Source organism: Pseudomonadota bacterium, from assembly GCA_016711215.1.
GTDB lineage: Bacteria > Myxococcota_A > Polyangia.
In genome coordinates, this window is the sequence record JADJTL010000001.1 from 1,028,918 (window position 1) to 1,053,168 (window position 24,251).

General features: G+C 68.8%; 26 protein-coding genes. 11 read left to right on the forward strand and 15 right to left on the reverse strand.

The features are described from left to right. Positions 1-31 precede the first annotated feature (31 nt). From IPL40_04020 to IPL40_04045, 6 genes are all read left to right on the forward strand, one after another. On the forward strand, positions 32-781 hold the full coding sequence (locus tag IPL40_04020) for a YebC/PmpR family DNA-binding transcriptional regulator (protein MBK8480332.1): 750 nt from the start codon (positions 32-34) through the stop codon (positions 779-781). Between the two features lie 83 nt (positions 782-864). Next, a complete protein-coding gene (gene ruvC, locus IPL40_04025) occupies positions 865-1,431 on the forward strand; it encodes a crossover junction endodeoxyribonuclease RuvC (protein ID MBK8480333.1) in 567 nt (188 codons plus the stop codon). A 98-nt stretch (positions 1,432-1,529) separates the two neighbouring features. Next, a complete protein-coding gene (ruvA, locus tag IPL40_04030; protein MBK8480334.1) occupies positions 1,530-2,036 on the forward strand; it encodes a Holliday junction branch migration protein RuvA in 507 nt (168 codons plus the stop codon). 108 nt (positions 2,037-2,144) lie between these two features. Then, on the forward strand, positions 2,145-3,185 hold the full coding sequence (gene ruvB / locus IPL40_04035; GenBank protein MBK8480335.1) for a Holliday junction branch migration DNA helicase RuvB: 1,041 nt from the start codon (positions 2,145-2,147) through the stop codon (positions 3,183-3,185). Beyond that, positions 3,182-3,802 (forward strand): hypothetical protein, encoded by a 621-nt coding sequence (locus IPL40_04040; GenBank protein ID MBK8480336.1) that lies wholly within the window; start codon positions 3,182-3,184, stop codon positions 3,800-3,802. Before ruvB ends, IPL40_04040 begins: the two co-directional genes overlap by 4 nt. Before the next feature lie 28 nt (positions 3,803-3,830). Continuing rightward, entirely contained in the window at positions 3,831-5,402 is a 1,572-nt protein-coding gene (locus tag IPL40_04045) for a HEAT repeat domain-containing protein (protein MBK8480337.1), read from the forward strand. Between the two features lie 143 nt (positions 5,403-5,545). Here IPL40_04045 and IPL40_04050 read toward each other — a convergent pair whose 3' ends face one another. From IPL40_04050 to IPL40_04060, 3 genes are read right to left on the reverse strand one after another with little or no spacing between them, the layout of a single operon-like run. After that, a complete protein-coding gene (locus IPL40_04050; GenBank protein ID MBK8480338.1) occupies positions 5,546-6,085 on the reverse strand; it encodes a biopolymer transporter ExbD in 540 nt (179 codons plus the stop codon). After that, positions 6,085-6,702: a biopolymer transporter ExbD gene (locus IPL40_04055; protein ID MBK8480339.1), complete on the reverse strand. Its 618-nt coding sequence runs from the start codon at positions 6,700-6,702 to the stop codon at positions 6,085-6,087. Before IPL40_04055 ends, IPL40_04050 begins: the two co-directional genes overlap by 1 nt. Before the next feature lie 38 nt (positions 6,703-6,740). Next, positions 6,741-7,400: a MotA/TolQ/ExbB proton channel family protein gene (locus tag IPL40_04060; GenBank protein ID MBK8480340.1), complete on the reverse strand. Its 660-nt coding sequence runs from the start codon at positions 7,398-7,400 to the stop codon at positions 6,741-6,743. Positions 7,401-8,170: 770 nt separating this feature from the next. On the opposite strand from IPL40_04060, the gene IPL40_04065 reads away from it, so the two are divergent. The 4 genes from IPL40_04065 to IPL40_04080 all read left to right on the forward strand — a co-directional run bounded on the left by IPL40_04065 (position 8,171) and on the right by IPL40_04080 (position 11,588). Next, complete coding sequence (locus IPL40_04065) at positions 8,171-9,007, forward strand: MotA/TolQ/ExbB proton channel family protein (GenBank protein ID MBK8480341.1); 837 nt, start codon at positions 8,171-8,173, stop codon at positions 9,005-9,007. 66 nt (positions 9,008-9,073) lie between these two features. Next, positions 9,074-9,718, forward strand: coding sequence for a MotA/TolQ/ExbB proton channel family protein (locus IPL40_04070; protein MBK8480342.1), 645 nt, complete (start codon positions 9,074-9,076; stop codon positions 9,716-9,718). 63 nt (positions 9,719-9,781) lie between these two features. After that, a complete protein-coding gene (locus IPL40_04075; GenBank protein MBK8480343.1) occupies positions 9,782-10,270 on the forward strand; it encodes a biopolymer transporter ExbD in 489 nt (162 codons plus the stop codon). Positions 10,271-10,286: 16 nt separating this feature from the next. After that, positions 10,287-11,588, forward strand: a complete 1,302-nt coding sequence (locus tag IPL40_04080) for a MotA/TolQ/ExbB proton channel family protein (GenBank protein MBK8480344.1) — start codon at positions 10,287-10,289, stop codon at positions 11,586-11,588. 19 nt (positions 11,589-11,607) lie between these two features. On the opposite strand, the gene IPL40_04085 is transcribed toward IPL40_04080, so the two are convergent. The 10 genes from IPL40_04085 to IPL40_04130 form a co-directional block, all read right to left on the reverse strand. Next, entirely contained in the window at positions 11,608-12,510 is a 903-nt protein-coding gene (locus tag IPL40_04085; protein ID MBK8480345.1) for a diaminopimelate epimerase, read from the reverse strand. Between the two features lie 58 nt (positions 12,511-12,568). Beyond that, the gene (gene secG, locus IPL40_04090; protein MBK8480346.1) at positions 12,569-12,991 is read right to left on the reverse strand and encodes a preprotein translocase subunit SecG; all 423 of its coding nucleotides are present in this window, start codon (positions 12,989-12,991) and stop codon (positions 12,569-12,571) included. A 3-nt stretch (positions 12,992-12,994) separates the two neighbouring features. Beyond that, the gene (locus IPL40_04095) at positions 12,995-13,789 is read right to left on the reverse strand and encodes a triose-phosphate isomerase (GenBank protein ID MBK8480347.1); all 795 of its coding nucleotides are present in this window, start codon (positions 13,787-13,789) and stop codon (positions 12,995-12,997) included. Positions 13,790-13,803: 14 nt separating this feature from the next. Beyond that, positions 13,804-15,000, reverse strand: coding sequence for a phosphoglycerate kinase (locus IPL40_04100; protein ID MBK8480348.1), 1,197 nt, complete (start codon positions 14,998-15,000; stop codon positions 13,804-13,806). Continuing rightward, positions 15,000-16,013, reverse strand: coding sequence for a type I glyceraldehyde-3-phosphate dehydrogenase (gene gap, locus IPL40_04105; protein MBK8480349.1), 1,014 nt, complete (start codon positions 16,011-16,013; stop codon positions 15,000-15,002). Before gap ends, IPL40_04100 begins: the two co-directional genes overlap by 1 nt. A 377-nt stretch (positions 16,014-16,390) precedes the next feature. Beyond that, positions 16,391-16,591: a hypothetical protein gene (locus tag IPL40_04110; GenBank protein MBK8480350.1), complete on the reverse strand. Its 201-nt coding sequence runs from the start codon at positions 16,589-16,591 to the stop codon at positions 16,391-16,393. A gap of 328 nt (positions 16,592-16,919) precedes the next feature. Then, positions 16,920-17,270: a PilZ domain-containing protein gene (locus tag IPL40_04115; GenBank protein ID MBK8480351.1), complete on the reverse strand. Its 351-nt coding sequence runs from the start codon at positions 17,268-17,270 to the stop codon at positions 16,920-16,922. A gap of 76 nt (positions 17,271-17,346) precedes the next feature. After that, positions 17,347-18,018 carry a hypothetical protein gene (locus tag IPL40_04120; protein ID MBK8480352.1) on the reverse strand — a complete coding sequence of 224 codons (672 nt, stop codon included), beginning with the start codon at positions 18,016-18,018 and terminating at the stop codon, positions 17,347-17,349. A gap of 150 nt (positions 18,019-18,168) precedes the next feature. Beyond that, positions 18,169-20,121 carry a response regulator gene (locus IPL40_04125; GenBank protein MBK8480353.1) on the reverse strand — a complete coding sequence of 651 codons (1,953 nt, stop codon included), beginning with the start codon at positions 20,119-20,121 and terminating at the stop codon, positions 18,169-18,171. 15 nt (positions 20,122-20,136) lie between these two features. Beyond that, the gene (locus IPL40_04130) at positions 20,137-20,340 is read right to left on the reverse strand and encodes a TIGR04563 family protein (GenBank protein MBK8480354.1); all 204 of its coding nucleotides are present in this window, start codon (positions 20,338-20,340) and stop codon (positions 20,137-20,139) included. Between the two features lie 302 nt (positions 20,341-20,642). On the opposite strand from IPL40_04130, the gene IPL40_04135 reads away from it, so the two are divergent. Further along, positions 20,643-21,458 (forward strand): endonuclease/exonuclease/phosphatase family protein, encoded by an 816-nt coding sequence (locus IPL40_04135; protein ID MBK8480355.1) that lies wholly within the window; start codon positions 20,643-20,645, stop codon positions 21,456-21,458. Positions 21,459-21,478: 20 nt separating this feature from the next. Here IPL40_04135 and IPL40_04140 read toward each other — a convergent pair whose 3' ends face one another. Continuing rightward, on the reverse strand, positions 21,479-23,131 hold the full coding sequence (locus IPL40_04140) for a hypothetical protein (protein MBK8480356.1): 1,653 nt from the start codon (positions 23,129-23,131) through the stop codon (positions 21,479-21,481). A 59-nt stretch (positions 23,132-23,190) separates the two neighbouring features. Beyond that, positions 23,191-24,210, reverse strand: a complete 1,020-nt coding sequence (locus IPL40_04145) for a tetratricopeptide repeat protein (protein ID MBK8480357.1) — start codon at positions 24,208-24,210, stop codon at positions 23,191-23,193. Between the last annotated feature and the right edge of the window lie 41 nt (positions 24,211-24,251).

The following is a 24,251-nucleotide window of genomic DNA, read 5'->3' on the forward strand; positions in this document are numbered from 1 at the left end:
TGCCGCGCGACGCGCGCTGCGGGAGACGGGCATGTCCGGCCACAATAAGTGGAGCACGATCAAGCATAAGAAGGGCGCGGCGGACGCTAAGCGCGGTCGGATCTTCACCCGCATCATCCGCGAGGTGACGATCGCTGCCCGCACCGGTGGAGGTGATCCGGGTCATAACGCGCGGCTGCGCTCGGCGATCACCGCGGCGCGAGCTGCGAACATGCCCAGCGACAACATCGAGCGGGCGATCAAGCGGGGCACTGGCGAGCTCGAGGGCGTCAACTATGACGAGGTGACCTACGAGGGTTACGGACCGGGTGGGGCCGCGGTGCTCGTCGAAACGCTGACCGATAATCGCAACCGCACGGTGGGCGAGGTGCGCCACATCTTCACCAAGCATAACGGAAATATGGGCGAGAGCGGCTGTGTTGCCTGGATGTTCTCGCGGGTTGGCGTGATCGCCGTGCCCAAGGATAAGATCGGCGAAGAGGAGCTCTTCGAGCGCGCGCTCGAGGCTGGCGCGGACGATGTGCGAGAGGAGGGCGGGCGTTTCGAGGTCCACTGCGCCCACGCCGGTGTGCACGATCTCGCCGAGCGCCTGCGGGCCGCCGGGGTCGCGGTCGAGTCGGGCTCGGTGGCGATGGTGCCCCAGACGACGATCAAGCTGCAGGGGCGAGAGGCGGAGGTGATGCTCCGGCTCTACGAGGCACTGGAAGACAACGACGACGTGCAGAACGTCTGGTCTAATTTCGACATCGATGACGCCCTGCTCGAGCAGCTCGCCGGTTGATCGGGTTGCCTGTCGCCCTCGCTCGCGCTTGCTCGGGGCGCTCCCCGGGTCTGTCGGCGCTCGCTCGTGGCCGGCGCTGAGCCGTGACCCGCATTCTGGGCATCGACCCTGGCACTCGCATCACCGGCTTCGCCGTGATCGAGCAGGTCGGGCGGCGCCTCAGCGTCTGCGACAGCGGCACCATCCGCCTGCAGCCACAGCTTGAGCTGAGCGAACGCCTCGCGCTGCTCGATCGCGCCCTCAACGAGGTGATCGAGCGGCAGCGGCCCGTGGTCGTCGCGGTCGAGGATATCTTCACCCATCAGAACGTACGCAGCGCGCTGGTGCTCGGCCACGCGCGCGGGGTCGCTTTGGCTGTCGCGGGGCGCGCCGGCCTGCCCGTGCAGGCCTACGCGCCGGCCACCGTCAAGCAGGCCGTCGCCGGGCACGGCCGTGCCGACAAGCAGCAGATTCAGCGTATGGTCCAACTTCTGCTCGCGCTGGAGCAGACGCCGGTCGTCGACGAGGCGGACGCGCTCGCCGTGGCGGTCTGTCACGCGATGAGCCGCGCCGCCGCGCACGTCGCGTCGCCGGCGGTGGCGGCGGTCTTGGGGTCGCGCCCGCGCGGCGGGCGTGGCCTGCGTCGCGCGCGAGACGGAGGAAGCGCATGATTGCCTCGTTGGCTGGCGTGGTACAGCAGAAGGCGCTCGACCGCGTCGTCGTCTAGGTCGGCGGCGTTGGCTACCTGGTTTGGCTGTCGGCGCAGAGCATGGCCGAGGTGCCGAGCGAGGGCAGTCCGGTGCGGATCTTCTGCCACACCCACGTGCGCGAGGATGCGCTGCAGCTCTTCGGCTTCTGCCAGGATCTCGAACGGCGCACCTTTGAGCTCTTGATCTCGGTCTCCGGCGTCGGTCCGCGCCTGGCCCTGACGATCCTCTCCGGCATGCCGGTCGCCGAGCTGCTTCAGGCGATCGCGGGCGCCGACGTGCGACGGCTGCAGACCCTTCCTGGCGTGGGCAAGAAGACCGCCGAGCGTCTGTCGCTGGAGCTCAAGGAACGCTGTGCGCGGCTCGGCGCGGCTAAGACGGCGGCGTCGCCAACGGGCACCGCCAGCGCGCGCGTCGACGTGACCGAGGCGCTGGTGGCGCTCGGCTACCGCCGGGCCCAGGCCGAGCGCGCAGTCGAGACGGTGCTCGCCGATCGGACCGAGGGGGCCGCGGCGGTTGTCGCCGAGCGCCTCTTGCGCGATGCTCTGTCCCTGATTGCAGAGCTGTGAGCGCCTGCGGAGCGCTGAGCCATTGCGGAGCGCTGAGCCATTGCGGAGCGCTGAGCCATTGCGGAGCGCTGAGCCATTGCGGAGCGCTGAGGGAAGGGAGCTTGGAAGGTGAGTGAGCGGCGGGAAGAACTCTCCCCTGCGCGCTTGGCTGGCGATGAGCCCGTAGAGGCCGTGCTGCGCCCCCAGAGCTTCGAATCCTTCATCGGACAGGGTCGCCTCAAGGCTAACCTCCGGGTCTTCGTGCGCGCGGCGCGGCAGCGCGGCACCGCCCTCGATCATCTCCTCTTCTGCGGTCCGCCCGGGCTCGGCAAGACCACGCTGGCTCACATCATTGGGCAGGAGCTCGGAGTCGAGGTCCACGTTACGAGCGGACCCGCGATCGACCATCGCGGCGTGCTCGCCGGCCTGCTGACGCAGCTCTCCGCGCGCGCCGTGCTCTTCATCGACGAGATCCACCGACTCAGCCCCGTGGTCGAGGAGTACCTCTACCCGGCGCTCGAGGACTTCGCGATCGATGTCCCGAGCGGGACTGGCGCCTTCTCGCAGACGCTGCGGCTGACGATCAAGCCCTTCACCTTGATCGGGGCCACGACGCGCAGCGGCCTGCTGACCTCGCCGCTGCGCGACCGCTTCGGCATCGTCGAGCGCCTCGAGCACTACGATGGTCGTGAGATCACCGAGATCGTCGAGCGCTCGGCCGGGATCATGGCCCTGCCGGTCGATGCGGACGCCGCGCAGGAAATCGGTCATCGCGCGCGCGGCACGCCCCGGATCGCCAACCGCCTCTTGCGGCGCGTGCGCGACTTCGCCGAGGTCGAAGGTGACGGTCGCGTCACCTTGCCGCTGGCCCGCCGGGCGCTCGAGGCGCTGCAGATCGACCATCTGGGCCTGGACAACCTCGATCGTGTCCTGTTGCGCAGCGTGATCGAGCAATACGACGGCGGCCCCGTTGGCATCGAGACGCTGGCGGCCAGCCTCCACGAAGATCGCGACACGCTGGAGAGCGAGGTCGAGCCCTTTCTGATCCAATGCGGGTTGCTTCAGCGCACGCCACGCGGGCGCATGGCGCTGCGGCGCGCCTACGAACACCTCGGTCTGCCCGGCGCGCACGGGGATGGCGCGCGCGCGCAGGGGAGCCTCTTCCGGTGAGCGGCGCGCGACCCTGGCTGGTGCGCTCGAATGCGCTGCTGCTGATCAGCGCGGGTCTGGCCTTGGCCCTGGCGCATGGGCGCGTCGGGGGGGCTTCGGTCGGTCCGCTCGTCGCCGGGGGCCCGCTGGTCCAGCGGCGGCTCGTCGAGCTGAAGCGCGACCTCGCGCGCTGGCCTGCGGACCTCGGACGCGCGCTGCAATTGGCGCAACTGCTGATTCACGCCGGTTTGCGCCAAGAGGCACGCGACGTCCTCCGGGCGCTCGAGCGACGGATGGCCCCCGAGCCCTTGCTGCAGCTCGAGCTCGTCGCCGCCTATGCGGAGCTCGACTGGCCGCTGGAGGCCCTCCGCTCGCTCCGCGCGGCCGTCGCACGCTGCGCTGTGGCGGCCGTCACCTGCGGCAGCGGCGATCGCGCTCGTCTCGAGCTCGCGCTGCAGGCTGGGGAACTGATGTTGGTGCGCGGTGACGCGCCGCCGCTCGCAGCGGCCGATCGGTCCCCTGCGCTTCGGTCCCCTGCGCTTCGGCCCCGCCGCGATCTCTGGCGTGAGGTCTTCAAACCGGCACGGGCGGGTAGCGCGCTGGGGCAGCCCCGACCCCGCGACGCCGCTTCGCAATGACGCAATTTCGAGCAAGGAGAGAGCAGCGATGATGCACGTCGGACAGCAATCGAGTCGTCTGGTGCTGATGCTTGCAGCGGCGTCGCTGCTGCTAGCGTGCCGCGATCCCAAGAACCCACAGACCTGGATCAAGCGCCTGCGCGATCCGGAGCACGCGGCGGAGGCTGTGCGGCAGCTGCGCGCGCTCGGCGATCCGGTGGCCGTGCCGGCGCTCTGTGAGCTCTTCAAGGATTACCCGCATACGGACATCTTGCGCACGATCATCACCTTCAAGGATCGGCGCGCCGTGCCGACCCTGATCAGCGCGCTGGACTTCGACGAGGCGACCTACCACAACGCGACCCTGGCCGCGCAGGCGCTGGTCGAGCTCAAGGCAGGTGAGGCCGTCCCCGCCTTGCTGCGCGTCCTCGAACGACCGTTGCCGATCAAGTCGCGCGCCAACCTGGCCAAGCAGGAGGCCATCCGCGCGCTCGAGAAGCTGGGCGACCGCGCTGCGCTGCCAGCCTTGATCAAGGTGCTCGAGGCACCGCCCGAAGCGCAGGACTTCTACCTCAACAAGCTGGCGGCGATGGTCTTGGGCTCCTTCGGCGACTCGGCGGCCGTGCCGGCGCTGATCCGCGCGCTCTTCCGTTCCAGCACAGTCCAGGGCTCGCTCTTTCCCCAGGCGGAGGTGGCCCTGGTCCAGATCGGTGCCCCGGCCGTGGCGCCCCTCATCGACGCGCTGCAGGGCAAGGATGAGGCGCTCAACGCGCTGGGCAAGGCGCTCGAGTTCCGCCCCGGCGTCGTCGTCAACAAGACGGCGATCGTGCTCGGCAGCCTGCGGGCGCGCGAGGCGGTGCCGGTGCTGATCGAGCGCCTCACCGTGACCGATGCGCTCCGCGACCCGGGCACGGCCGGCGTGATCGAGGCGCTGGGGAAGATCGGTGACCGACGGGCGGTCCAGCCGCTGATCGCGCTCCTCACCGACGCGCAGGCGGATCAGGGACTGCGCGTTCAAGCGACCACCGCGTTGATGCTGATCGGCGACAAGCGCGCGCTCCCTGCGCTGCTGACGATGGCGGAGAAGGGCTACCTCGAGGGGGGGCTCTGGGACCTGCGCGTCAAGGCAGCCGACGCCTACAGTGGTCTGGTGGGCGCCGAGGCTGCCAGCGGCGTGCCCGTGATCGAGGCGATCCTCGCCGATCCGCAGCTCAGTCAGCCTGGGTACCAGACCGTGCGCCAGTTCTTCGTCGCGGCGCGAGAGCGGATCAAGCTCGCGACCGCCTGCCGCGACGAGGTTGCCTGCTATGCGGCTCGCCTCAGCGCCGCCGGCGCCACAGCGGCGGAGCGCGAGAAGGCAGCGATCATGATCGGAGCGCTTCCCGACGGCCGGGGAGCGCTGGCTGAGGTGGTCAAGGCGTTGCCGCTGCGCGACCCGGTCACCTTTCGGCAGTACATGCTGGAGGCGGTCAAGCGCATCGGTCGCGCGGAAGACAGCGCGCTCCTCGCGGCGCTGCGTCAGGCGGTCGAGCGCGACGGTCGCATCAGCCCGCGCTTCCTCGGCGCAGACCTCGCCAGTCTCGACCGGATCGCGCTCGCGGTGGTGCAGCGCGCCCGCTAGAGACGCCCGGGCGGCGCCCGGCCGGATCAGGGTGAGTGGGGTGTTGCCTGGCGTAGGGGCGCGGACCGCGGGTCCGCGCCCTGGGAGAGCCTTCCGCGTGGTCTGGGAGCGCTCTTCCCAGGGTCTGGGAGCGTCCCTGTGGTCTAGGAGCTCTTGAGGACCATCAGCCGGTACTTGGCGAACTCGGCTTGGCCGGCGGTGTAAAGCACCTCGCTCAGCAAGCGGTAGGGCACGGTCTGGTCGGAGACGATCACGACCTCGCCCTCAAAACGGCCGCCCCCCCGGCGCTCGTGCGTCTTCAAGCGGGTGGCGTGCTTCTGCAGCTGCTCCAAGAGCGGATTGATCAAGAAGCTGCTCGGTCCATCGCGCTTGATCGAGGCGTCGACCTCGCCCTTCTTGACCGCTGCCACCTGATCGTCCTCGACGAGGATCGCCCGGCGGGTGATCGTGACCTTCACGGCCTCGTGCGTCTTGACCAAGGCTGACGATCGCGGAAGCATCAGGTCATCGCTGAGGCTGACGTTTTCGGCGCTGACGGAGAAGCTCTTGAGGAAGAAGACGATGAGAATCGTCATCATATCCATCATCGGCGTGATGTTCAGGTGCGAGACGAAGTCGGGCTCGGGCAGCCCGCGTCGCAGCTGTCGCAGGCGCTTATGCGCCTTGATGCGCACGGAGACCATCACTCGACCCCCGCGCTCAGAATTACCTGGTCGAAGAGGCAGCCGTCCGCGCCGGTACAGTCGTTGGTCGGCGTTCCCCGCAGCACGTCCATCGCCTTCACCACCGCCTGATAGGGGATGTTGCGGTCGGCCATCAAGATGACCTGCCGTTCCTTGGGATAGGTCTTCTTGATCTGCCGAACCTTGGCCACCAGGCCGACGTAGTTGAGCTTATCGATCCACACGGGCTCCGCCTGACCGTCGGCGTTGGTGCGGCTTCCCAGGTAAATCGGACAGCGCCGCTGCTGCAGCGGGGCGAGGCACTTGATCGTCGGCAGCTTCCCGTCATCGCCGGTCAGCACCGCGCCAGAGCCGGCGATGATGAAGCCGGTGTAGGAGACGGTGACGGTCAGATTGAGCTTGGGCGTGTCGTCGCCGTCGCGCTGCTCGCTGCCGGCCGCGACGGCGGGGTCAGCGTAGCGTGGCGCGTTGACGTTGATGTTCGCCATCGCGATCACGCTCGCCGTGGTCGCCAGCAGAAAGATGACCGTGTTGGTGATGATGTCGAGGTAGGGGACGAGGTTGAGCTCGCCGCCCTCGAACTCGGCCTCCTCGGCCGCGGCGTGCTCGCGACGCATCCGCGCACGCACCTTGGCGAGGGCTGCACGCTCGGAGATCACTTCTTGGCCCCAGTCCCCGAGCTCAGGGCGCCCCCACGCGTCTGAAGCACCAGCAGATTCTCGAGCTTCATCGAGAAGAGCTCGAGATCCCCGGTGACCTTCTTCGCCATTCCGCTCAGCACCAGGTGGAAGATAATGGCCGTTACGGCGATACCCAACCCCATGGCGGTGTGGTGCAGGGCCTGCGAGATGCCCTGGGCGAGGAACTCCTGCCGCTTGGCGGGGTCCGCCGCGCTGACGGCGGCGAAGGCCTTGATCAGCCCGATAACGGTGCCGAGCAGCCCGACGAGGGTGGCGATGTTGGCCAGCGACCAGAGCGCCGGGATGCGCTTCTTGACGTCGGGTGTCGTCTCGACGAGGGCCTCCTCGACTGAGGTGGCGATCGCCTCCTCGCCGCGGTGGACCTGGACCAGCCCGGCCTGGGCGACCCGCAGCAGCGGCGCATTCGTCGACCCGCAGAGGCGGATCGCGCGGTCGACGTTATTGGCCTGGATCAGCTTGTGGAGCTGATCCAACAGCCCCTTGGCGTTGATCTGCCCCTTGAAGAGCAGAAAGATGAAGCGCTCGACCACGACCGCCAGCACGGCGATGAAGATCAGGACGTTGATGTAGATCAGTACATCGCCCTCTTTGAACAGGTGCGCGAGTCCTTGCATGCTAAGCGGCCTCCGGTGGCTCCCCTGATTGCGAAGGGGAGGAAAACAGCAAGCGAGCCCCGACGAGTCGCGGCCCCGACTTGATTCAACCCCAGACCTAAACGAGTCCAGACCTAACGAGCCCTAACCCTAAGACCCAGACGCTCAGTCGGAAGAGCGGCTCCAATTCGCCCTGCCGGCTCGCGCGAGGCTCAGGATCGCCCTGATGCCCTGATGCCCTGATGCCCTGATGCCCTGATGCCCTGATGCCCTGACGAAGCTCGCCTCGCCATGACTCTCGACGAAGCCCCGACGAAACCTCAACGAACCCTCGATTTGGCGCCCGATTTAACTTCACCCGGTTAACTTCAACCGGGCCAAGCCGAGGTCACCTCGGAAACCGGCGTCGGGCGCATCTCAGCGAACCCAACCGCGAGGCGCAAGCCGCGACCCGCATTCGCTCCCAGACCTAAACCGGCGTGAATTGACGACGGCCTCTCTACCACAGCGCGCGATGGGCTGTAAAGGAAGTGCCTCTTCGCCGGTTGCGCATCCTTTTTTGCCACGGCGCAGCCGGAGTTGATATAGTCCGCCCTGGATTACTGCGGAAATCCTCGCATGCTCCGCTGGTGCCTGCCGTTACCAGCGCACCTCGGCGACGAGGCGCGGCGACGTGTATACATCGTACATCGACGGAATTTGCAGCGACGAAATTTGCAGCGACGAAGTCAACGGCGAAGTTCGGTTTCCCGCAACCCCAGTGCCGGGAAGCGCCCAGGAGTGACCGCCCGATGGAGCTCGTAGCGAAGCCCGTGGGTCTCGGAGTAAAGGCTGCCATCGCAGGGGCGTTCTTCGCCGTCTGGCTCGGCCTTTCCTTCCTCTTACACAGCAGCACCAGCTTCTTCCGCGAGGGTGGATGGGGCATGTGGCCGATTCTGGCCGCGGGAATGGCGTTCCTGCTGATCACGGTCGAGCGCGTCCACTTCCTCTTCTACCGCTTGCGGCGCGACCGGCGCGTCTTTTCGGCAGCCGTACGCCGGCACCTGTTGGCCGGCGACGTCAGCGCCGCGGTCGAGGCCTGTCGCCGCAGCGAGGCGCCGCTGGCGAATATCGTCAAGGCGGGTCTGAGCGAGCTGCACCGCTCCGACCGTGACGTTCAGGAGGCGGTGGACGAGGCGGCGCTCTCTGAGCTGCCCCGCATCGAGACCCGGACCGGCTACCTGGCAATGATCGGCAACATCGCCACGCTGCTCGGCCTACTCGGAACGATTGTCGGGCTGATCACGTCCTTCGCCGGCGTTTCGCTCGAGAACAAGGACGATCCGCACGACCAGCAGCGCGCCCGCGCCTACGTCCACCTCGTGCCAAGCTGCCAGACCCTGGCGGACGGGCCGCTGGTCGAGTGCATCAAGCAGAACAAGGCCTCGATCCTGGCCCGGGGCATCAGCGAGGCGATGCACTGCACCGCCTTCGGCCTGGCGGTTGGTATCATGGCGCTGTTGGCCTTCTCCGTGCTCAATGGCCGCACCCAGCACCTGCTCGACGACATCGCCGACGGGACCGTGCGGCTCGTCAATCTCGCAGTTCTGCACCGCTCCGCCATGAACACTGAGGGTCTGGCGGGCTAGGCGCTCATTTGCGATGGCGCGCCGGGCCGGCAAGACCGCGCCGCGACGCCGCCAGGAGGACTACCGATGGGGTTCATTCAGACCGTGAACGAAGCCTTCAAGGAGGGCGGCTGGGGCATGTGGCCGATCCTGCTGCTCTCCATCGCCGCCGTCGGTGTGATGGTCGATCGCGCCGTCTACTTGATGCGCTCGGCGATCGACAAGCGCGAGTTCCTCGGCTTGATGCAGCGGCTGATCGCCCAGGGCAATGTCGCGCAGGCGATCAAGGTCTGCAGCGGCACCTCGCGCCCTTTGACGCGCATCGTGCAAGCGGGCCTGACGCGCGTCAACCGCTCCGACGCCGAGGTCCAAGCGGCGATGGACGAGGCCGCGCTGCACGAGATGCCGCTGCTCGAGCGGCGAACGGGCTACCTGGCGATGATCGGTAACGTCGCGACCCTCGCCGGTCTGCTCGGCACGATCGTCGGGCTGATCCACTCCTTCGGCGCGGTCGGCTCCGTCGACCCGTCGCAGAAGGCATCGCTGCTCGCGCGCGGTATCTCCGAGGCGATGAATTGCACGGCCTTCGGGCTGCTGGTCGGAATCGTCTCGCTGCTCGCGTTCTCGGTCCTGAACGGCAAGACCCAGGCGATCCTCGACGACGTCCATGAGGTGACCGCTCAGGTGATGAACCTGATCAGCGGCACTCGCCAGGCACCCCCGCAGAGCTGAAGCAGGACGCAGCACGACGGTGAGGGCGCTCAGCCCTCCGCGTCGCGCCGCAGCGAGGTAACGATGGGCGTTTCAATCGAAAGCGCGGGCGGTCGCGGTGGGAAGAAGTCGCTCGATGCCGAGCTCAACCTCGTTCCCTTCATCGACCTGCTGGTTTGTTGTATCTGCTTCTTGCTGATCACCGCGGCCTGGAGCGCGATGTCGAGCATCGAGGTCAACCAGAAGGGCCAGGGCTCGGCTGGTAAGCCTCCCACGGAAGAGACGAAGCAGCTCGAGGTGGCGGTGACGGTGCTCGTCGGCCAGGACGGCTACGTCGTCAGCGCTGGCAGCGTGCGCGACCCGATCGCCAAGCAGGCTGAGACCGTCTACGACGTCGAAGCGCTGGGCAAGCGTCTGCGCGACCTCAAGGGCGAGCTGCAGACCCGCGACGAGCTGACGATCGCGGTCGAGGACGGTGTGGTCTATCGCTACATCGTCGAGGCGATGGATGTGGCACTGCAGCAGAACTTCACCAGCATCCGCCTGACCGACGCCGCCGCGGCGAGAATGTAGCCGGAGTAAAAACGGAATGACCGGAATCGTCAACGCCGTGCCTGTGCTGCTCGCCGTCCTGATCGCGGCGCTCTTGCCGCTCGGGGTCCTACCCCCAGCGGTGGCTGCCGCCTTCGCTGAGGGCGGTTGGGGCATGCGCCTCATCCTCTTCGCCTTGGTCGTCAGCCTCTGGCTCGTCGCCGACCGTGTGCTGATGATGCTCCGATCGGTCTCCAGCGGGCATCGCTTGCTGGAGCGACTGCGCCCGCACCTCGCACGCGGCGATGCGGCGGCAGCCGGCGCGGTTTGCGCGGAGGTCGACCGCCCGCTGGCGCGGATTATCGGCGCTGGGCTCGCAGCGAGCGCAGCGGGCGAGCATGACGTCCGCGTCGCGATGGACGCGATGGCCTACCGCGAGCTGCCGGCGATCGAGCGCCGTACGGGCTACCTCGCTTTGATGGGCAACGTGGCCACGCTGATGGGGCTCTTCGGTACCATCATCGGGCTGATCCATTCCTTCGGCGCGGTCTCGATGAGCTCCGGCGCCGAGAACGCGACGCGCCTCGCCGCCGGCATCAGCGAGGCCATGAACTGCACAGCCTTTGGGCTGTTGACCGGCATCCTCGCGTTGGTCGCCTATTCGGCGCTCAACGGCCGGACTCAGGCCTTGCTCGACGAGATCAACCTCTGCTCCTTGCACGCATTCCGTCTCTGGAAGCGGGGCTGGGCGGCGAGCGGCGGCGAGCTGGCGACGAACGCGGATCGCGGACCGATCCACGCGCCAGCGGGGAAGCTGATGCAGAGCACGGGCCTGCTCAAGGGGACGCGCCACGGCCACGGGAAGAAGTCTACCTTCGCCAGCCTGCAGCTGACCCCGCTGATCGACATGTTCATCGTGCTCGTGATCTTCCTGCTCCTGAGCTTCTCGGCCTCGGGTGACATCGTCGCGGCGAACAAGGACATCAAGCCGCCCTTCGCGACGAACGTCCAGGAGCTGGAGCGCGTACCGATCGTCTCGATCTCCAACATGCCGGACCATCCGAGCAAGGGGCTCGTGACCCTCGAGGATCGCGAGGTAGCGCTGGTCGGGGAGCTGACGGCGCCCGAGTCCGGCGGTGACCTGCGCATCGCCCGCCTCAGCACCCAGCTCGAGCGGCTGCGCAACGCTTGGAATCTTCGTCACGCCGACGAGCCCTTCGATGGCAAGCTGATCATTCAGTGCGACCGAGACATCGACTTCCGCGTGATCAAGCGGGTGATGTATTCGGCGGGCGTCGCAGGCTACGGCAACCTGATGTTCGCGGTGCGCAAAAAGGCCGAGGCTCGCGCCGCGCCCTGAGCGCGCTCCGAGCTGCTGCTCAGGCGCCCCGCTGGCTTCGAGCAAGGCGGTCGGGGGCGGGGAGCTCGCCGCTGTAGACCTCCTCGGCCGGGCCCGCCATCCAGATTCTGGCCAGAGCGGCCTCAGCCTCGATCATCAGCGTGCCCCCCGGTAGCCGCACCTCGATCGCGGCATCGCCCGGCACGCGTCGCGTGGCGATCGCGGCGGCGGCCGCCGCGCAGGCGCCAGTGCCGCAGGCCTCCGTCAAGCCACAGCCGCGTTCCCAAACCGAGACCTCGAGCGCGCCCTCCGGGGTCACGCGGACGAACTCGACATTCGTGCGCTGTGGAAAGGCGGCGTGTTGTTCGACCCGCGGTCCAGCGCCCGCGGCCAGGGCCCGGAGGTCACGCTGATCCTCGACGAAGGTGACGAAGTGCGGATTTCCGAGGCTGAGGGCGGTGCCGATCAAGGGCAGGCCCTCAAGGTCCAGGGCTTCCTCCACGAAGGGTCCACTGCCGCGCATCGGCAGCGTTTCCCGCGCAAACTCGGGGCGACCCATGTCGGCCCGCACGATGGCGACGAGGCCGTTCGGAGCGAGCTGAAGCTGGCAGGGCCGAATGCCGGCCTGAGTCTCTATCCGCAGCAGGAGCTCGGCGTTCGGCCCGGGCGCGTGGTCATGCAGGTACTTGGCTGCGCAGCGCAGGCCGTTGCCGCACATCTGGGGTTCGCTGCCGTCGGCATTGAGGACGCGCATGCGCGCGTCCGCGAGCTCGAGGATCGTCGGCAGGACGAGCAACAGGCCGTCTGCGCCAATTCCACGCCGGCGATCGCAGAGGCGCTTGACGTAGCTGGGATCGCCGACCCACTCGGGCAGCGGATGCTCGCGCCCATCGAGCAGGATGAAGTCGTTGCCGAGACCGTGAAGCTTTGTGAAGGCGAGCATCTTTGGGGCGAGACGATAGCGAGGCCCGGGATCAGTGTCTAGGGGAACGCGTGCGTCCCTAGGGCGCCGGTGCCGCCGCGTCCGCCTCGGGTGAGCCCGAGAGCCCGCCATCCGGCTGCAAGGGAGCGACCGGGAGGGTCGCGGGAGCCGGGGACGCCTTGCTCTTGGCGGTGGCGATCTTCTTGAGCTGGGCCGCCTGGCGTTCTTGCTTCTGGCGGGCGATCTCGGCGGCGCGGGCCCGCAGGACGCGGTCCTCCTGCTGACTCGAGGCCCAGGCGAGATAGGTCGCCCCGGAGACGAAGAGCACGGCGGCGAGGGCGGTTAGCTTGCCGAGAAAGCTCGTCGCGCCGCGGCCGCCGAAGACGGTTTGTCCGGCGCCGCCAAAGATACCCATGCCGGCCCCGCGACCGGCCTGGAGTAGGACGACGAGAATCAGGAAGAGGCAGACGAGGACGTAGATGACGGTGACGAGAGTTTCCATGGGTTAGCTGGTCCGGCGGTATTCCAGGATGCCGAGGAAGGCCTCGGGCTTGAGGCTAGCGCCCCCGACCAGGGCGCCGTCGACGTCTGGTTGAGCCATCAGGCCGGCGGCGTTCTCGGCCTTGACGCTGCCGCCGTACTGAATGCGGAGCGCGCCGGCGGTGGCGCCGTCGTAGAGCTCCCCGACCAGGCGACGAAGGAAGGCGTGAACCTCCTGCGCTTGCGCGTCGGTGGCGGTGCGACCGGTGCCGATCGCCCAGACAGGTTCGTAGGCGACGACGGCGCGTCGCGCCGCGGTCGAGTCGACACCAGCGAAGGCCGCGCGGAGCTGACGCTCGACGACCTCGAAGGTCTGGCCGGCCTCGCGCTCGGCGAGCAGCTCACCGACGCAGATCACCGGCGTCAGCCCGTGCGCAAACGCAGCCCGGGTCTTCTTGTTGACCAGCTCGTCGGTATCGCCGAAGAACTGCCGCCGCTCGGAGTGGCCGACGATGACGTGGGTGCAGCCGACCTCCTTGAGCATCGGTGGCGCGACCTCGCCGGTGAAGGCGCCTGCGGCCTCGAAATGGCAATTCTGCGCCGCGAGCAGGAGACTGCCGCCGCTCGCGCTCTTGCTGCCCTCGATCTTGCGCGCCACGGCAGCCAGCGCGGTGAAGGGAGGGGCCACCCCGACCTCGAGGTCGGCGATGCGTGGCAGCGCCTCCAAGAGCGCGCCTACGAGGTCGAGCGCCTCGCCGACCGTCTTGTACATCTTCCAATTGCCAATGATGATTGGCTTGCGCTTGGCTGCTTCGGCCACGACAGAATCTCCTCTCAGCTCTCGAGCGCGCTGATGCCAGGCAGGGTCTTGCCCTCGATCAGCTCGAGCGAGGCGCCGCCGCCAGTCGAGATGTGACTGATCTTCTCGGCGACCCCACTGCGATTGATAGCCGCCACGGAATCGCCACCACCGACCACGGTGAAGGCGCCCGAGGCCGCCACCGCGCTGGCCGCGGCCAAGGTGCCCGCGGCGAAGGGGGCCTTCTCGAAGACCCCCATCGGTCCGTTCCAGAACACCGTCTTCGCCAGGGCAATCGTCTGGGCGAAGCGCGCGCGCGTCTGCGGCCCGATATCGAGCGCCATCTGTCCCGCGGGCACCGCGTTGGCGGACGCGAGCTGACCGGCGCCGGCGTCCAGGGAGGGCGCCACCACCACGTCGATCGGCAGCAGCAGCTCGACGCCGCGGGCGGCTGCCTGCTCGAGGATTCGGCGCGCAGTGTCGAGATGGTCATTCTCGACGAGGGATGCTCCCACGTCGCCGCCCTGGGCCTTGAGGAAGGTGTTCGCCATCGCGCCGCCAACCAGCAGCGCGCTGACCTTCTTGAGGAGGTTCTCGATCACGGCGATCTTGTCCGCTACCTTCGCGCCGCCCAGCAGCGCGACGAAGGGCTGCTCGACCGCGCCGAGGAGGCGGCCGAGCATCTCGATCTCTTTCATCATCAAGAAGCCTGCGGCGCGCTCCTTGACCAGCCCGACCATGCCTACGGTCGAGGCATGCGCTCGGTGCGCCGTGCCAAAGGCATCGTTGAGATAGACGTCCGCGAGGGAGGCGAGCTCGCGCGCGAGACCCTCGTCGTTCTTGGTCTCGCCTGGATGAAAACGTAGGTTTTCCAGCAAGGCCACGCTGCCGGGTCGCAGCTCACTGACCAGCTTGCGCACGCCGTCGCCGACGATGTCTTCGGCCGCGATGACCTCGCCACTGTGGCCCGCCTGATCGAGCAGGCGGGCCAACTCGGCGCCGACCGGTTCCATCCGTAGCTTCGGCACCACCTGGCCCTTGGGGCGGCCAAGGTGCGATCCGAGCACGAGCTTGCCACCCGCCCTGAGGACGTGCAGCAGCGTCGGCAGCGCGGATCTGATGCGCGTGCTGTCGGTCACCTGCCCCTGATCATTCAGGGGCACGTTGAAGTCCACGCGGCAGAACACGCGCTTGCCGCTGAGCTCAAGCTGGTCGACGCGGCGAATCGTCATTAGAGCTTACCCGCCACGAGCTGGCAGAGCTCCCAGAGGCGCGCGGCGTAGCCGATCTCGTTGTCGTACCAGGCCAGCACCTTGGCGGTCGTGCCAGCGGAGACCATCGTCGAGGGCAGATCCACCGACGACGAGAAGTGCGAGCCCGTGTAGTCGATCGACACCAGCGGCTCGTCGACAGCCGCGAGGATGCCCTTGAGGCTGCCGGCTGCGGCCGTGCGCAGCGCCGCGTTGATTTCCTCCTTCGTCGTCGCCTTGGCCAGGTTGACCGTCAGGTCGACGAGCGAGACATCGGGGGTGGGGACGCGGACGGCAATACCGTCGAGCTTGCCCGCCAACTCGGGGAGGACGAGGCCGATCGCCTTGGCGGCGCCGGTGGTCGTCGGGATCATCGAAAGCGCGCTGGCGCGGGCCCGACGCAGGTCGCTATGGGGGGCGTCGAGCACGACCTGGTCACCCGTGTAGGCGTGAATCGTCATCATCAGGCCGTTGACGATGCCGAAGGACTCGTTCAACACCTTGGCCACCGGCGCCAGGCAGTTGGTGGTGCAGGACGCGTTGCTGATCACGTGGTGCTTGCTGGCATCGTAGATCTCGGTGTTGATGCCGATGCACATCGTCGCGTCGACGGCGCCCTTGGCCGGCGCGCTGATGATCACCTTCTTGGCGCCGGCTGCGAGGTGGAGCGCTGCGGCGTCACGCTTGACGAAGCGGCCGGTGCACTCGAGCACCACGTCGATCTCCAGCTCCTTCCAGGGGAGCTTCGCGGGATCCCGCTCGGCCAGGCTGCGCACCTTGTTGCCGTTGATCAGCAGGTAGCCATCCTCGGCCGTGACGCTGCCGGGAAAGGCGCGATGGACCGAGTCGTACTTCAGCAGGTGCGCCAGCGTGGCGTCGTCGGTCAGATCGTTGACGGCGACGAGCTGGATGTCTGCGTCCTTCTTCTGCTCGGCGATGCGGGTGACGCAGCGACCGATGCGACCGAAGCCATTGATTGCGACGCGAACTGCCATGGGAAGGACTCCTTTTTATGATGGGCGCGTTGCCGCGCCTCAAAGAACGATGACTCCACGAGCGATGGCCCCTGCGAGGGAATGCCCTGTGAGCGATTGCCCTGTGAGCGATTGCCCTCTGAGCGATTGCCCTGCGGGGTGCCCTACCGGCCAATTGCTTGATCGAAGGGGCGACGAACGGTGCGGAACTTACCCACCCGCCAGCCGCTTTGCAACTGGGAAGTTTGCCGCGCTGCAACTGCGAAGTGATCGAGCTCGGATCGATCGCAGGGGCCTGGTGGCGGGCCTCGGCGCGCTGCCTCGGGGCGGAGCGGGAGCGGGCGTCAAGGTCGGAGGGGGGCGGAAGGATTCGGCCCCCCTCCGCAGCTGGCGGCGGCCTAGCTCGCGGCTGGGCGCGGCTCGTTCTGGTCGCGGAGATCGGTGGTCACGAGTCCGATCAGTTCGGAGCTAATGGAGACGATGTCGCGGCTGTCGAAGCCGTTCTGCTTGAGCTCGCGAAAGATTGATCGCGCGAGGATCTGCAGCGACTTGGCATTGTGCTGCTTGGTCTGCGCTGAAGTCACGATGATCTCGCCCATGGATGTATCACTTCCCTCTGCGGCAGCTTGAGGCGCGGCTTGGACGGTGGCGTCCGGGGCACGCTGGTCGCGGACTTGGCGACCAATGGAAGCCTCTGTTGTGAATCGCAGCGTTTTTAAGCACACTTCGTGCCATCCGATGATTCGCGTGATTGCAAGGGTTTGCGATGGTCGTCGCGCTGGGAGGTGTATAACCCTCAACGCACGTGTCGGCCTAAGTCCCATCAAGTGCGAAGGGCGCTGCGCAGCTCTGGGCCTGGGGAGATCTCGCGCCAGGCTCGCGCTTGGCTCGCGCCAGGCTCGCACCAGGCCCGCGTGAGGTGCCGCGCTAGGTGCGTGGGATCAGTCGATTGAGGAAGTCCTGCAGCAACCGGGCGTGGGCCGGCTGGATCGGCGCGAAACGCACCCCGCCTTCGTAGCCACCGCGCTCCAGCGGCGCGATCCAGATCAGCTGGCCGTGGACCTCGAGCGCGCCCACGGTGGCGTCCTCGATGCCGTCCTCGACGAGGAACATGCTGATCGCGATCAGGGTCTGCGCCTCGACGGGTCGGTCGAGCTCGAGTCCAACGCCGCCCATGCTGAGGTTCTTGGCCCAGGCGCCGAAGGTCTCCTGGCCGGTGTTGACCTCGGCCGCGAGCCGTGTCGGGAAGCGTTGATGTTCACGCTGCTGCTCGGTCATCGCGCGGCCTCTCCTCTGGCTGATGCCCGCGCCTCGCGCCCGCCGGTGTTGCCAGCGATGCGCGACGCTACGGCCATTATCTCCGGTTCCCGGCGGAGGGGAACAACTGATCACCGCAGAGCGCCGCCAGCAGCGCGCCGGCGCGGTTGAAGCGGGCGACCGCCCGCGCTTCGCCTTCGGGGTCGCCTGTCGCTGCGCGCAGCGTCGCGCGCAGTCGCCTGCGCTCCGCATAGAGCTCCACCACGCGGGCGGCCAGCGTGCGTCGTGCTGACTCGAGCTCCGCCAGCGCGCGCTGCACCTGCAGCTCTCGCTCGGCGAAGCAGATCGCGCCGAGCTCCCAGCTCAACGCCAGATCGACGCGCCAACCGACGCGCGCGCTGGCGTCGAAGCGGTCGGGAACCTCGCTGCGTAGATCGACATATTGGGCCAAGCCGCGCGCGTGCTGCAGGCGCGCCGTCAGGCGCGGCAGGGTCGCGGCCCAGCGGGCGCGCTGGCGCCACGAGAGCGTTGCCGCGGGGGGAAGATCGGCGCGCCCGAGGGCGGCCGCGATCGCTCGGGGCAGGGGAGGATCGTCGGCTGTCGTCAGCACCTCGGCGGCGCTTTCGCCCCAGTCTTGCGCGGGCGACGCGGAGGCCGCGACCACGACCGTCAGCGCGACCCCAAGGGCGAGCTGACGCCGCAGCGGCGGCAGCCGGGACCGGTTGCCCTCTGGACTCTGCGGATCACGTCTCCACGGTGTCGGCTGCATGCCCGCCGGCAAAGCATGGGGCGTGCCGAGATCCGGAGGGCGCGGCGCCGCTCTGCTTTCGCGCTCTTCGCCGAGAACACCCGGCCGCGATCCGGGCTACCGGCGCCGGCCGATCCGGTGGGACGGCGGAGCGCGGGGCAGGGAGAGCCTTCAGCCGCCGCGCTCGCGCCGCGCGGCCGCCGCGGCGATGATTTGCCGCGCCCGCGCCACGAACCCGTGGAAGGCCAGGGGCTTGTTGGCGAAGTCTGCCGCGCCCCCCTGAATCGCACGCTGGCGCAGGAGGGGGTCGCTGCTGTGCGAGACGATCATCATCGGTATCGACCCCACCCCGGGCTCGCCGCGCAAGCGCTGCAAGAACTCGATGCCGTCCACCGGATCGACCTCGGCCTCGCAGATGATCAGGTCGAAGGGGTGGGTCAGCACCTCGCGGGCCGCCTGCGCTGTGTTGGTCGTGAGCGCCACGGCCAGCCCCGCGGCGACCAGGCGACTCTGCAGCACGCGGCCGCCTTCGGCGTCGGGATCGACCACCAGCACCGAGCATCGAAGCCCGGCCGCCGTGGCCACCGAGGCCTCCTCGTCCAGCGTTTGCTCGAGCACGTCGAGCGCGCGCGCGGCGAGGGCCCCCCGCGCCGCCGCTGCCCGCAGGCGAGTCCGGGCGGCCGCGGCGTTCGGGGCGCAGCCTTCGCTCGTCTCTGGATTGCCGAGCACGTCGAGGTAGCAGTCCGCCGCCGCGAGCAGGGTCGCCGCCAGCGGAAGCTGCTCACCACGAAGGGTGCCCGGCACGCCGCGTCCATCGGGCCGCTCGTAGAGCGCGCCGAGGATCAGCAGCACATCGCGCGGCAACTTGCTGCGCCCGAGCAGATGCAGCGGATAGGTGTGGACCCGCTGAGCGGTGCGGCGCGCCTCGACCGAGGACTCGAGCAGGAGCGCTGTCAGATGCGGCGTGGCGGGTTTGCCGAGCTCATGCAAGAGGGCGGCGAGGTAGAGTTCCCAGGCGCGCCGCGGGCCGAGGCCGGCGGTCACCGCGAGGGCGCGCGCGAGCTGGGCGACGCGCAGCGAATGACCCTGGCGCCACCCTCGCTCGAGCTCCAGCAGCCCGACGAGCGCCGCCGCTGTTTCAGCCCACGCATCGCGTTCCGCGCCGCGATCCGCGCCGCTGGTCACGGCGATGCGTGCCAGCGCCACGGGGGGCGCGCCCGTGCTGGGTGGCGCCGAGGCGACTGAGGCGACAGGGGGGGCGACCGCGGCGGGCGCCGCCTCTGCTACCGCCGGGCGCGCGGCGTCGGCGCCGGCCAAGCCCTCGGTTGGCGAGGCGATCGCGATCGGCTCCGAAGCGCCGGAATCCGGCGCTTCAGCCGCCGCCGGCGGTGGGGCTGGCGGCGCGGCTGGCTGGGCCGTGGCTGCAGTGGTGGGGGCGGCGGGCCGCGGTGCGGAGGCGACCGTGAAAGCGTCCTCGGTGAGGTCGATCTCCGGGCCGAGCGGCGGTGGGGCCTGATCCGCCGCGCCGCTGATCGGAGCGTCGACGGTGGCGAGCTCGAGGTCTGAGTCGTCGTCGCCGCGCTCGCCGCTGGAGCCGAAGTCGATCGCCCGCTGGTCATAGATGTCGAGCAGATGTGTGTAGCTGCGCCCCACCGCGCTCGCGACGCGGGCGAAGGCATCTGCATCACCGGCGTACCACTTCTTGCGCGCGGCCTCGACCGCATGCGCGAGCGCGACGTAGGCGACGATGCAGGTCGCACCGGTGGCCTGCTGGAGGGCGGGGACGAGGCGCGGATCGGAGGGGTCGCCCGCGATCACGCTCAGCAGGCTGCGCTCGGCGTCGTGGCGAATCGGGACGAACGCGAGCTGCTCGCAGAGGGTCGCGGGGACCATCGCCAAGAGCGCGGCCGGCACCTGCGCCTGGCTCAGCTTCTCGGTGGTGACGTACTGGGTCTGGAAATGGAGCCCGAGGAAGCGCAGCAGATCGTCCTCGACGATCGCGCCGCTCTGCAGCAATGCGAGGCCGAAATCCTCGGCGCCCGCGGCCTGCGCGGCGAGCACCTGCGGCTCGGCGACGAGGCCCCGCCGCTGCAGCTCTAGGGCGAGCCAGCCTGCATCGATCATCGGTCAGCCGTCCGATCAGGCCATCTCTTCTTTGTCGTCTTCGGCGCCCGGGAACTCGTTGACCGAGGGGTATTTCTGGATCTCGCGGCGGGCGATCTTCAAGGCCTTCTGCACGATCCAGGACAGCGATCGATCCTGGCGCGCCGCCTCATCCTGGATCTCTTTCAGCATGTCCTCTGGAAAATAAAGACTTTGTTTCCGTTTATCCGAACCGGCCATGGTGTCGCATCCCCCTTCCGCGCGGACTGTGCTTATGGTGTTGGGGCTACCGCTAGCCTGCGGCACGCCGAATGACTGCTGGGTCGCTTGGAATCCACTAGGTCGCTTTTTCCCAGGTCACGTGAGCTTTTTGCGTCGCTTGGATTGTTTAATGATTCTAACGCGTCGGAGTCTAGACGGGGGGCGGGACGGGTGTCAAGGCTAGTGCTTCTCGGCCCCCGATTCGCCCTCGGCGTGGCCAGGCGTCGCGGCGCTTGCGGCCAGGGCTGGGGGCGGGCTATGTCAGGGCGATGAACCCGGAAATGAAGCCCGCAGCCCCGACCCGAAGGCGCGTCGTCACGCTCAATCTCTGGCAGGAGCAGGGCCCCTGGGAGCGCCGCTTGGCCCTCACGGCCGAGCGCCTCGCGGCCCTCAGGCCCGACGTCGTCTGCCTGCAGGAGGTGCGGCAGGTCCCCGGCCGCGTGCCGAATCAGGCCGAGACACTGGCGGCGGCGCTCGGCCTCGCGTGGACCTACGAGACCGCGCAGCCCTGGGGTGGGGGCGACGAGGGTTTGGCGATTCTGGGCCGTGGGCGCCTCGTCCAGCGGCACTGCAGCGCCTTGCCCGGGCCCGCCGACCAGACGCGCCGCATCGTGCTCGGCGCGGCGCTCGAGTTCGCCGATGGCGCCGCCTGCTGGGTCTTCACCACGCATCTGGCCTATCGCCTCACCGATGGCGCCGTGCGCGAACGCCAGGTTCAGGCGGTCGATCGCTTCGTGCGCGACAGCAGCGAGGGTCCGGCGCTGCTCTGTGGTGACTTCAATGCGGTGCCCGAGTCGGACGAGATCCGCTACCTGACGGGGATGACCAGCATCGACGGCGCGCGCACCTACTACCAGGATGCCTTCGCCCTTTGTCACCCCGGCGAGCGGGGCTGGACCTGGAGCTCCGATAACCCCTACACGCCGCAGCTCTCGACGCTGCCGGCCGATCGCCGTCTCGACTACATCTTCGTCACGCCACGCCGCAAGGATGGCCGCGGGCGGATCCGTAGCTGCGAGCTCGCCTGCGACCAGGCCGATGCGACGGGGGTGCACTGCTCCGACCACCACGCCGTCGTGGCCGACGTCGATCTCTAGTCCCGTCCCGACGCGCCTGCTCAGAGCAGCGGCCGGCAGACGACGCGCGTGTGGCTGACGCGCAGGCTGGTGAGATTGCTGCCGCCGAGCGGCTGCCGATGCCAATAGACGAGCTCGAAGACAGATCGGCCGCCCGTGGTCGAGGAGGCGACGACCTCGACCTGGTAGGCGCCGTTGTCGCCCTCGGTGCCCGGCAGGCAAAGCGACCTCGTCCACTGGCCCTCGCGCTGCTTCGTCGCCGCCGTGAAGCAGACCTGGCCGAACATGCCGGTCGCGGCGGCCTCGCCTGCCCGGGCGAGGTCGCCCTCGAAGGCGATGAAGGCCACACCTGTAAAGCCGTCGCGGCTACTCACGGCCGGTCGGATCGCGTTCGGGATCGCCGACGCTCCAGCTCGAAGCGCCTGGGGGGCACCCTTCGGCGGAAGGCTCTGCTCATAGAGCCCGGACCCATCGACTCCGGCGCTGCTGCCGCGCGCCGGGAAGACGACGCCGGGTCCGCTCGGCGTCAGCGCGAGCGGCACAGTGGCAAAGCCGCGCACGGTGAGCTGCGGCTCCGTGAACCACGATACCGTGGGCCGCGGGCCATCGCTGCCGAGCAGCCCGTCGAGGTCGAGCTGGCTGACGAAGAGCAGGGTCGCCTGCAGAGACCCGACGGGCGGCGCGCTGGCGCCGCGGGGCAGCAGCTCGCCGAGTTGGCCGAGGAAGATCTGGCGCGGTGTCGTCGCCGCAGTGAAGAGCAGACGCTGGGCCAGATCGCTCGCCGTCACCTGAGACTCGCTCGCGGCGCGTGCGGGCGGTGGTAACGGGATCATCGCCTTACGGACACCGGACGCCGGATCGACGACGACGAGGACGGAGGAGGGCGCCGAGCTCGCGGCCTCGGGGAGGGCCTGGCCGGCGACCACCGCATAGGTGCGGTTATCGGCGGTCTGGGCGATCGCGACCGCGGGGGCTGCGCCCGTGAAGACCGGGCCACCGGTAAACTCGCCGCTCAGCTCGGTGATCCTTCCCGCCTGGGCCGAGGTCGCGTTGGCCGGGCCGGTCCACAGCGTCAGCGGCGCTTGATTGCCGTTGGTTCCGCCGGCGCTCGCGTTGAAGGCGACCGCGAGCTGGCCGGCGCGCGTGTCCAGCGCGGAGTAGTAGAGCCCCACGCTCTGGTTGGTGAGCGCGAAGACGGGCTGGTTGGCTCGGGTCCAGGCCACCGTAGGCGCTCCGTCGCCGGCGCTGACGGAGGGACGCCGCGCAATCACCAGCTCGCGACTCCGCTCCCGGGCTCCGTCGAAGATCGCTGCTGGATAGCTGACCGCCAGCGCACCATTGTCGTCGCTCACCAGCCCGATCATCCCGATCGCGCTCTCATTGAACTGCGTCACCAGCGCCGGCGCCTCCGCCGTGCAGGCCAACGCGCCCTCTTCGCCGCCGCCGTCAGCCCCGCCGTCGCGACGCCCGCCGCCCCCCTGGTCGGCCCCCTCGTCGTCCTCCACGCGCTCGCAGCGCTGCTGCGCGTTGCAGACGAAGCCGTCTGGGCACTTCTCGTCCGGGCAGAGAAAGAGGCCGGGACCGACGAGCTGCGGGTTGTAGCAAGCCCCCACGACCGTCAGCGTGGCCGCGGCCCACCATCGGGGCCAACCCAGTCGGGGCCAAGTGGCCCCTGCGTCTCGAAACCGGCTCATCGCCATGCTTGCACCACTCACTTCGTTGACGGTACCGTCCCTGAGGCTTCCCGGGCAGTTTAGAAGGTCACGCTGCCGGCAAGGGCCACGGCGTTTGGCCCAAGCGAGGGCGTAAGTCGCACGCGCCCCTCGGGCTGCACGCTACGTGGCGCAAAGACCAACACGGCGGCGCCACTGCCCGCTGCGAGCAAGCCCACCAGCAAGGTCGCCACCTGCGCCCGCCCCAGCGCGCGGCCGCCGTCGTCGATGCTGGTTTGGATTTGCGTCCAGGAATAGGGCGTCGCCGGGCAATCCTGGCTGACCGTGGGGTCCGCCCCGCAGCGGTAGGCCTTCTCCGTCAGGTCGGCCTTGGCCTTCGCGCGGACGCCGAGCACGATGCTCGTGACAATCGCCGCTCCACCCAAGCCGACCAGGCTCCAACCCACCACCGTGCTCGCGCGCGTGCGCCTCGCCCCCTGCTGCCCCGAGAGAGCGGCCGCGGGCGCGCGAATCGGGGGCGGCAGCGGCGTCGGCGCCGTGAGCAGGGGGCGGCCGGCGGTGGCCGCAGGTGCGACGGTAACGGGCGGCGTCGGTGGCGCGATGACCGAGGGTATCGGCGCAGGGACCGGATCGCGGAAGAGGGGCCGTGGCGTTGGCGTTGGCGTCGGCGTTGGCGTCGGTGTTCGCGCTGCGGTCGTCGCGGCGGCGCTCAGGGCCGCGGCCCGCTGGGCGGCCAGCCGCGCGCGCAGGTTCCTGATGCGAGCATCGATCTTGGCGTCGGGCTTGCCGCTCTCGCTCAGGAAGCGCTCGTAGCTGGCAATCGCCGACTCGATGCGTCCGAGCGACTCTTGGCATCTGGCGATGTTGTGGAAGAGCGCCGGCTCTTGGCTCAAGCGGTAGGACTGCTCGAAGGCATCGAGCGCCTTTTCGTAGGCGCTCTGGTCATAGTAGGTGCGACCGAGATCGAAGAGCTGACTGGCCAGCGCGCGGTCGGTGGGCGAGGTGCGCTCGGCCTGCACCGGCGCCGCGAGCGCGATCAGACAGAGGACCCACGGCAAGTGGGCCAGGAGCGCAGGTGCGCGCGGTCGCAATCGATCCATGAGAGCTTGCCTCGTCCGTTCGGAGCGGAAGACCGGAGTGT